The organism is Streptomyces graminilatus (genome assembly GCF_001418565.1).
Taxonomy (GTDB): Bacteria; Actinomycetota; Actinomycetes; order Streptomycetales; family Streptomycetaceae; genus Streptomyces; species Streptomyces graminilatus.
In genome coordinates, this window is sequence record NZ_LIQQ01000232.1 from 1 (window position 1) to 9,513 (window position 9,513).

Here is a 9,513-nt window from a genome sequence, read left to right on the forward strand (position 1 = left end):
ATGGTGAGGGCCGGGGTGGTGTGGCGGCTTCCGTGCCGGGGTTCGGTGTGGGCGGGCGTGAACGCTGAGGGCGGTCGTCCCACCGACCGGTTCCCCCGCCACGGTGCCGATGAGTGGACCGCGCCCCGCACGGCCGACGCGGCCGGCCCTCGTACCGCCCTCTCGGATCGACGACGGTACGGGGACGGTACGCGTACCCGGTGACCGATGCCGAAGCCCCCGAACCGTTCGTGCCCCGCCGGTGTGGAGCGGCGGGTCGGGACCGAGCGGGCGCGCACCGGGTCCAGTGCCGACGCGGCCGGCTCGCCCCGCTGTCGTAGGCGCCGAAGGGTGCGCCCCGGCGGCCCGCGCCCGCGCGTAACCCCGCCACCGGGTCCAGTGCCGACGCGGCCGGCTCGCCCCGCTGTCGTAGGCGCCGAAGGTGCGCCCCGGTGGCCCGCGCCCGCGCGTAGCCCCGCCCTGGCAATGCGCCAGGTCAACAGCGCGCCCCCGGTGGCCCGCGCCCGCGCCCCCGCCTTCAGGCGAGGGGCGGCCGGTGGTCCGGGGCGCGCCTGGCTGCGTTACGCGGCTCCCACCGACGTCAGCGCCGAGGCGGGGGTGCCGATGAGCCACATGCCCGGGCGGACCTCGACCGCGTTCGCGGCGGGGGAGCGGCGGGGGGAGTCCGCCGTCAGGCGGGCCGCTGTGCGGCGGACGTACTCCGTCCAGCGGCGGTCGCCGAGCCGTTCGGCGGCCCGGCCGCACTGCGCCAGTTGCCGTACGGCCGTCTCCGTCCGGCCGCGCCGCAGATTGACGAGGGCCAGCCCGTTCAGCGCCGCCACCTCGCCCCGCAGGTCCCCGCCCGCCGAGCAGAGCGCCAGCGCCCGCCCGTACCGACGTGCGGCGGGCTCCAGCAGGTCCTGGCCGAGCAGGACATCGGCCACCCCGATCCGGCAACGTGCCGTTCCGACCCGGTCGCGGACCAGCTCGAACGCGTGCTGCGCCGCCGTATAGGAGCGCAGTGCGCGGCGGGCCTCGCGGCGCTGCCAGGACAGGTCGCCCAGCGAGTACTGGATCGCCGCCTCCGCCTCGACGCTCCCCGCCCGCCTGGCGGCATCCAGGGCGAGTTCGTGGGTCTCCTCCCACTCCTCCCACGCGGCGCGGGCGTGGAAGTACCCGGTGGCGCTCCCGGCGAGCTGCCACACCAGGGGCCACAGCCCCGCCGCGTGTGTCTGCCGTACCGTCTCCACCAGGCCCGTGGCCTCCTCGTGGAACCAGCCCAGCGGGCTCGCGCCGACGATCCCGGCGGCGTTGAGGGCGCCGTCCGCATCCGGATCCGCATCCTCGGAGTGTTGTGGGCTCCACGCCCTGCCCGGAGTGAGGTGTCCGTCCGCGTGCCGGGCCAGGCACCCGTAGGCGCGGCCCAGCCGCTCCACGGCCTCCCGCCGCGTCCGGGACGCGTCCGGCTCCGCCTCCCGCAGCTCGGTGGCCAGTACCCGCAGCAGCGAGTGGAAGCCGTAGCGGACCGTCCGGCCGTCGGACCGGGCGTCCAGCAACTGGGCCCGGACCAGCTCCTCTGTGATTTCCTCGGCCTCCGCCCGCCCGGTGCCGAGCAGGGCCGCCGCCGTCCATCCGGTGAAGTCGAGGGCCGGGGCCAGGGACAGCAGCCGGAACGCCCGCCGCACCGCGGGCCCGGCCTCCTGATACCCCGTCAACAGCGTCGCGCGCAGATCGAGGCCGCCCTCGCGCAGCACGCCGAGTCTGGTCCGCTCGTCGTGCAGCCGGCCCGCCAGCGCGGCCGGGGTGGTGTGCGGCCGGGCGGTGAGGGTCGCGGCGGCCACGCGCAGCGCCAGCGGGAAGCAGCCGCACAGCCGGGCGATCTCGGCGACCGCCGCCGGATCCTGCGCCATCCGCTCGCCCCCGGCGGCCAGCAGGAGTTCGACCGCCTCCTGCGGTCGCACCGCGTCCAGCCGCATGTGTGCCGCGCCGTCGAGGGCGGCGGTCGGCCGCCGCCCGGTGAGGATCACGGCACCCGCCGCACAGGCCTGGAGGAGGGGTCGTATCTGGTGCTCCGACGCCGCGTCGTCCAGGACGAGCAGCATCCGGCGCCCGTGCAGGGCCCGCCGCAGCCGCTCCGTCAGCTCCTCGGGATCGGCGAGCGGGGAGCCGGACGGGCCGGACGAGCCGGACGAGGTGGTCGAGCCCGACGAGCCCGACGAGCCGGACACGTCATCCGTCAGGCGGCGCAGTACCGCCGCCACCGCCTGCGAGGCGCTCAGCGGGCGCCCGTCGGGTCCGCGCAGGCCGATCAGCAACTGGCCGTCCGGGAACAGGTCGGCCGTCCGGTGGGCGAGTTGCAGGGCCAGGGCGGTCTTGCCGACCCCGGCCGGCCCGGAGACGGCCAGCACCCGCGCCGGCGGCCGGCCCGCCCGTCCGCGCAACGCCTTCTCCCCGTACGCCAGTTCCTCGTGCCGGCCGACGAACCCGGCGGGCGCGGACGGCAGCGTCGCGAGCGGTACCGGGACGGGTCGCGGTCCTTCGGCGGACCCGTCGGCCGGTCCCGCCGCGCGCCGCGCCGCCGGCCGGCCGCCGCCCGGCGTGCCGACGGCACGACCGCCCTCGCCGTCGGGGCCCGTGCTACGCGCGTTGCGCGGTGGTTGCCAGTCCAGGGACGGATCCCGGCGCAGGACGCGCTCGTGCAGGCGGGACATGCCCGGGCCCGGTTCGACGCCGAGTTCCTCCACGAGGGAGTGCCGCAGCCGCCCGTACACGCGCAGCGCGTCCGAGCCACGGCCCGTCCGGTACAGCGCCACCATGAGGTGCCCGTGCAGGGTCTCCCGCAGCGGATGCTCATTGGCCAGGGCCAGCAGTTCCCCGGCCAGCTCCTGGTGACGGCCGAGGCGCAGGTCGGCCACGATCCGCTGTTCCAGGACCTCCATCCGCAGCTCGTCCAGGCGGATGGCGGCGGACTCCAGCCGTACGCCGTGCGGGATCCCCGACAGGGCCTGGCCCGTCCACAGGGCGAGTGCCTCGTGCAGCAGCCGGGAGGCCCCGCCGAAGTCGCCCTCCTGGTACGCCGTACGGCCCTCGGTGCGCAGCCGTTCGAAGCAGGGCAGGTCGAACTCCTGGTCGGAGACCTTCAGGAGGTATCCGGGGGCCCGGGTCAGCAGCTCTCCGGTGTGTCCCGCGCTCCCGCCGTCGGCGAGGACCTTGCGCAACTGGGAGACGTACACCTGGAGGGTGGTGGTCGCGGTGCGGGGCGGTTCGGTTCCCCACAGCTCGTCGATCAGGCTGTGCACCGGCACCACTTCGCCCGCCTGCACCAGCAAGGTGGCCAGCAGGGCGCGCGGTTTGGCCGCGGAGGGAGTGCGGGGCGACAGGCTCACCGGCCCCAGTACGCGAAAACGCATCGGAGAGCTCCTTGGTCATGACGGTGAGTGGAAGAGAGTGGGGGGAGCTTCGGTCCGGGCACCTTCGGACACCCTCGGCCGGTCGCGGTGGGGCGCGGCCGATCGCGGTCGGGCGGTCGGTGGTCCTTGAGCGGTGAATCGCCCTTGGGCGGTGAGTCGTCCTTGAGCTGCGGGTGGTCCTTGAGCAGCGGGCGGGTCAGCAGTCCTGGAGCAGTACGGCCGTGGCGGTGCACAGGACCCGGCTGCCCTGGCTGAAGGCGAGCCGGGTGTGGACGCTGGGGCGGCCCGTCTCGTCGCGGACCGGGTCCTCGGTGACGACGGTGCAGGTCAGCGGCAGGTCGGCGTCGCCGAAGCCGCGGAAGGCCGCCCGCCACCGGGTCAGCATGGCGTGGGCGGGCCGCAGTCCGTGCAGTTCGGCGGCGGCGAGCAGCGAGGCCTGCCGGGACGCCTCCAGGAACACCGGCCCGGGGACATGGCCGCCGGGCGCCGCCTCGAAGACCTCGTGTCCGGGCGCGCAGGCCACGGGCAGTACGAACTCCCCGTACGGCGCCCACAGGGCGGGTCCCACGACGACGTTGCGGGGGTTGTCCCGCCCGACCGACTCGGGCCGCACGGCGGGTGGCTCCTCCTGGCCGGCGGCGGTCATGGCGGTCATGGCGGCCAGCGGGCGTACGGCGGGCGCGGTGGACCGCAGGCTCTCCTCGCGTCCGGCCGCGCAGTGCGACCGGTACACCTTGGGCATCAGGAACTGGAGCCGCGCGGAGGCGCTCCCGCAGGTGACGCCGTCGATCGCCACGTCGGCCCGGCAGTCGAGGCCGCGCGGGACGCCGTTGACGACGTCGACCGGGGCCAGGGTGATGTCCAGCGCCATGTGGGAGGGCCGGTCGGTGCGGCGCCACGGGGCGAGGTCGAGGATGTCGAGCCCGCTGGAGACGAAGACCGCGGGGCGTTCGGTGGGCACGCGGAAGTACTGGTGGGCGACGAAGTGCGTGGCCTGGCGCATGGTCTCGGCGACGAAGAGCAGATCGTGGAAGGTGCCCGGCCCGTCGTTGAACGTCTCGTGCTCGCGCGGCAGTTCGGCGGAGAGCGCGAAGTGCTGTTCCACCGGAGGCGTGGCGTCCAGGAGGAACCCCTCCGGTGTGACGGGTCTGTGCAGCAGGTGGAGCGGTGCGGTGATCCCTTTGGAGCCCGGCGCGGAAGCGGCGGGCTGGGGTATGAAGGTGATGTCCATTCCAACTCCTTCTGGGATTGCCCGGAGCAGCCCGGATGGCGCGAGATACGCGGTCGGCGTGCCACAACGCCACAGGGCGGTGGCGAAAGGATTCCGCCACCGCCTCCACGGTGTCCCGGACCACTGGTATCGCTCTGTATCCGGCCTGTACCCGCTCTGTACCGGCCCTGTACCCGCCCTGGAACGGGACTGGACCACAGCGGAATCCGGCCGTCCGGCGGCCGTGCACACGACTGTCCGGCGGTCGGGCACACGGCTGCCCGACCGCCGGACTCATGGGCTGTACGCCCTTCTGCGTGGCCTGTTCAGGCCCTAGGCCGCCTGTTCCGGCTGGGCGGCGACCAGGGGGTGGTCGGCGGCCAGCGGCCCCGCCGCGCTCGCCCCGCCGGGCTGGCCGAGGTCGGCGAAGATCTCGGTGTCCACCTTGCGGTAGTCGCTCCACTGGTCCGGGACGTCGTCCTCGAAGAAGATCGACTCCACCGGGCAGACGGGCTCACAGGCACCGCAGTCGACGCATTCGTCGGGCTGGATGTAGAGCTTCCGGGGGCCCTCGTAGATGCAGTCGACCGGGCACTCGTCGATGCAGGCCTTGTCCTTGATGTCGACACAGGGCTGAGCGATCACATACGCCATTGCTGATTCTCCCGGGATACGGCGGTCTGGCGGTCAGGCGGTCTGACGGTTGCGGTGAGGTCAGGCGTGCCGGGCGGCCCGCCCGACGGTCCAGGTGTCGTTGCCGGCGAGCAGTGCGGCGAGGTCGCCCTTGCCGTTCTGGACGATGGCGGTGTCGAGTTGTTCGGCCATCTGTGTGTCGTAGACGGGTCGTTGGATGGAGCGGAAGACGCCGATGGGGGTGTGGTGGAGGGTGTCGGGGTCGGCGAGGCGGGAGAGGGCGAAGGCGGTGGTGGGGGAGGTGGTGTGGGTGTTGTGGACGAGGATGTGCGCTTCGTTCTCGGCCGTGACGGTGACCACCTTCAGGTCGCCGGTCATCTCGTCCCGTACGACTGCCTTGTTGCCGTCGGTGCCGAAGCGGATGGGCTGTCCGTGTTCGAGGCGGATGACGGCTTCCTCGGCTTGTTGTTTGTCCTTGAGGACGTCGAAGGCGCCGTCGTTGAAGATGTTGCAGTTCTGGTAGATCTCGACGAGTGCGGTGCCGGGGTGGGCGGCGGCTTCGCGCAGGACGCCGGTGAGGTGTTTGCGGTCGGAGTCGACGGTGCGGGCGACGAAGGAGGCTTCGGCGCCGATGGCCAGGGATACCGGGTTGAAGGGTGCGTCGAGGGATCCCATGGGTGTTGATTTGGTGATCTTGCCGACTTCGGAGGTCGGGCTGTACTGGCCTTTGGTGAGTCCGTAGATCCGGTTGTTGAAGAGGAGGATCTTGAGGTTGACGTTGCGGCGCAGGGCGTGGATGAGGTGGTTGCCGCCGATGGAGAGGGCGTCGCCGTCGCCGGTGACGACCCAGACGGAGAGGTCGCGTCGGCTGGAGGCGAGGCCGGTGGCGATGGCGGGGGCGCGGCCGTGGATGGAGTGCATCCCGTAGGTGTTCATGTAGTAGGGGAAGCGGGAGGAGCAGCCGATCCCGGAGACGAAGACGATGTTCTCCTTCGCGAGGCCGAGTTCGGGCATGAAGCCCTGTACGGCGGCGAGGACGGCGTAGTCCCCGCAGCCGGGGCACCAGCGCACCTCCTGGTCGGACTTGAAGTCCTTCATGGACTGCGTGGCCACGGCCTTGGGCACCAGGGTGAGTGCCTCGACCGTGCCGGTACCAGTGCCGGTGCCGGAACCGGTGCGGGCGCCGACGCCTTCGGTGGACGTCTCAGCCATCGATGGCCTCCTTGAGAGCCGTGGCGAGCTGTTCGGCCTTGAACGGCATACCGTTGACCTGGTTGTACGAGTGGGCGTCCACCAGGTACTTCGCCCGGATCAGCATGGCGAGCTGCCCGAGGTTCATCTCGGGAATCACGACCTTGTCGTAGCGCCGCAGCACCTCGCCGAGATTCCCCGGGAAGGGGTTGAGGTGGCGCAGATGGGCCTGCGCGATCGGCTGCCCCGCCGCCCGCAGCCGGCGTACGGCCGCGGTGATCGGGCCGTAGGTGGAACCCCAGCCCAGGACAAGGGTGTTGGCGGTGCCGGTAGGTTCGTCGACCTCGATGTCGGGGACGGTGATTCCGTCGATCTTGGCCTGGCGGGTGCGGACCATGAAGTCGTGGTTGGCGGGGTCGTAGGAGATGTTGCCGGTGCCGTCCTGTTTCTCGATGCCGCCGATGCGGTGTTCGAGTCCGGGGGTGCCGGGGACGGCCCAGGGGCGGGCGAGGGTCTGCGGGTCGCGTTTGTAGGGCCAGAAGACCTCGGTGCCGTCGTCGAGGGTGTGGTTCGGGCCCTGCGCGAACTGCACACGCAGGTCGGGGAGTTCGTCGACGTCGGGGATGCGCCAGGGTTCGGAGCCGTTGGCGAGGTAGCCGTCGGAGAGCAGGAAGACCGGGGTGCGGTAGGTGAGGGCGATCCGGGCGGCTTCCAGTGCCGCGTCGAAGCAGTCGGCGGGGGTGCGGGGCGCGATCACCGGGACGGGGGCCTCGCCGTTGCGGCCGAACATGGCCTGGAGCAGGTCGGCCTGTTCGGTCTTGGTGGGGAGGCCGGTGGAGGGGCCGCCGCGCTGGATGTCGATGACGAGGAGCGGCAGTTCCAGTGTCACGGCCAGCCCGATCGCCTCGGACTTGAGCGCGACACCCGGGCCGGAGGTGGTGGTGATGCCCAGTGATCCGCCGAAGGCGGCGCCGAGCGCGGCGCCGATGCCGGCGATCTCGTCCTCGGCCTGGAAGGTCCGGACGCCGAAGTTCTTGTGCTTGCTCAGCTCGTGCAGGATGTCCGAGGCGGGCGTGATCGGGTAGGAGCCCAAGTACAGGGGCAGATCGGCCTGTTGACCGGCCGCGACGAGCCCGTACGCCAGCGCCAGGTTCCCCGAGATGTTGCGATAGGTACCGGCGGGGAACGCGGTCGAGGCGGGCGCGACCTCGTAACTGACCGCGAAGTCCTCGGTCGTCTCGCCGAAGTTCCAACCCGCCCTGAACGCGGCCAGGTTGGCAGCGGCGATGTCGGGCTTCTTGGCGAACTTGGCGGCCAGGAACTTCTCGGTGCCCTCGGTCGGCCTGTGGTACATCCAGCTCAACAGGCCCAGCGCGAACATGTTCTTGCTGCGCTCGGCCTCCTTGCGGGAGAGCGCGAACTCCTTGAGGGCCTCGACGGTGAGGGTGGTCAGCGGCACCGGATGCAGGCTGTACCCGTCGAGCGAGCCGTCCTCCAGGGGGCTCGCGTCGTAACCCACCTTCTGCATGGCCCGTTTGGTGAACTCGTCGGTGTTGACGATGATCTCGGCGCCGCGCGGCACATCGGCGATGTTCGCCTTCAGAGCCGCCGGGTTCATCGCGACCAGCACATTGGGCGCGTCGCCGGGGGTGAGGATGTCGTGGTCGGCGAAGTGGAGCTGGAACGACGAAACGCCCGGCAGGGTGCCTGCGGGCGCTCGGATCTCGGCGGGGAAGTTCGGCAGCGTGGACAGATCGTTCCCGAAGGACGCGGTCTCGGAGGTGAAGCGGTCCCCCGTGAGCTGCATACCGTCCCCGGAGTCCCCCGCGAACCGAATAATCACCCGATCGAGGCGGCGTACGTCCTTCACGCCAGCCGGATTGCGCTGCTCTCCCACGACGGCTGCTCCGACGGCTCCGATGGCTTCGGCGCCCGAGCCCGCCTTCCCCGCTGACCCGTTCGCTGAACTCTCGGCTGGACTGCTGACCTGGCTGGTCACTGAACTGGACCTCCTTCGAGACGGCGGCCTGGGGCCGGTCCTCCCGCGGACCTTCCCGGGATCAACAGTACGTCGGTAAGGGTGACCTTCCTGGGATGGATCGCAAGACGGACGTCATTTTGAGACGGTTCAACGCCCGGACTTCTCATGATTTTCTGCCCCACGATGCTGGCAGCACGTCAGATGTCAAGTGGTCAGACGGGCCAGACGGTCAGGTGTTGAGGTAGGTCAGAACGGCCAGTACACGCCGGTGATCACCGTCGCTGGGGGAGAGCCCGAGCTTCAGGAATATGTTGCTGACGTGCTTCTCGACGGCACCGTCACTGACGACGAGCTGACGGGCGATGGCCGAATTCGTCCGGCCCTCCGCCATGAGCCCCAGCACCTCGCGCTCCCGGGGGGTGAGTCCGGCGAGCACGTCCTGCTTGCGGCTGCGGCCCAGCAACTGGGCCACGACCTCGGGATCGAGCGCGGTACCCCCCTGGGCCACGCGCACCACCGCGTCCACGAACTCGCGCACCTCGGCGACCCGGTCCTTCAGCAGATACCCGACGCCCCGACTGGACCCGGCGAGCAACTCGGTCGCGTACCGCTCCTCGACATACTGCGACAGCACGAGCACACCCAGTCCCGGATGCGTTTTCCTCAGTTGTACGGCGGCCCGGACCCCTTCGTCGGTATGGGTGGGCGGCATCCGTACATCCGCGACCACGACATCCGGAAGCTCGTCCTGCGCAGCGAGCTCGGTGATGGTCTTGATCAGCGCGCCCCCGTCACCCACACCCGCGACGACGTCATGCCCACGGTCGGTCAGCAACCGGGTCAGGCCCTCTCTCAGCAGCACTGAATCCTCGGCGATGACCACCCGCACCCTGTCCTCCACGATCCCCGTCTCCCCACCCCGTCCGAACACCAGGCTCCAGCATCCCAGTATTCGGACGAGGAGGGGGTTGTTGTCGAACGGTTTCCCCCGGGAGGGGGCTTCCTCGGGTGCCATTCGGGGTCCGTCCGGCAGGCGAGGCAAAACCTCTCAGGCGCGGCCTGCATTTCCAGCTCATCCGATGGCCGGTGGGGGCGAAACAAACCCACCC

At 71.4% G+C, this 9,513-nt stretch carries 6 protein-coding genes; all 6 read right to left on the reverse strand.

Going from position 1 to position 9,513, the window contains the following annotated elements; genetic code table 11:
- Positions 1–560 precede the first annotated feature (560 nt).
- The 6 genes from AOK08_RS20290 to AOK08_RS20315 all read right to left on the reverse strand — a co-directional run bounded on the left by AOK08_RS20290 (position 561) and on the right by AOK08_RS20315 (position 9,293).
- Positions 561–3,389 (reverse strand): AfsR/SARP family transcriptional regulator, encoded by a 2,829-nt coding sequence (locus AOK08_RS20290; protein WP_055527862.1) that lies wholly within the window; start codon positions 3,387–3,389, stop codon positions 561–563.
- 196 nt (positions 3,390–3,585) lie between these two features.
- Positions 3,586–4,620, reverse strand: coding sequence for an AfsA-related hotdog domain-containing protein (locus AOK08_RS20295; protein WP_055527864.1), 1,035 nt, complete (start codon positions 4,618–4,620; stop codon positions 3,586–3,588).
- Positions 4,621–4,932: 312 nt separating this feature from the next.
- A complete protein-coding gene (gene fdxA / locus AOK08_RS20300; RefSeq protein WP_055527866.1) occupies positions 4,933–5,253 on the reverse strand; it encodes a ferredoxin in 321 nt (106 codons plus the stop codon).
- 60 nt (positions 5,254–5,313) lie between these two features.
- On the reverse strand, positions 5,314–6,444 hold the full coding sequence (locus AOK08_RS20305) for a 2-oxoacid:ferredoxin oxidoreductase subunit beta (RefSeq protein ID WP_055527868.1): 1,131 nt from the start codon (positions 6,442–6,444) through the stop codon (positions 5,314–5,316).
- Positions 6,437–8,422 (reverse strand): 2-oxoacid:acceptor oxidoreductase subunit alpha, encoded by a 1,986-nt coding sequence (locus tag AOK08_RS20310; RefSeq protein WP_422125756.1) that lies wholly within the window; start codon positions 8,420–8,422, stop codon positions 6,437–6,439. Before AOK08_RS20310 ends, AOK08_RS20305 begins: the two co-directional genes overlap by 8 nt.
- 211 nt (positions 8,423–8,633) lie before the next feature.
- Complete coding sequence (locus AOK08_RS20315) at positions 8,634–9,293, reverse strand: response regulator transcription factor (RefSeq protein ID WP_277816033.1); 660 nt, start codon at positions 9,291–9,293, stop codon at positions 8,634–8,636.
- Positions 9,294–9,513 lie beyond the last annotated feature (220 nt).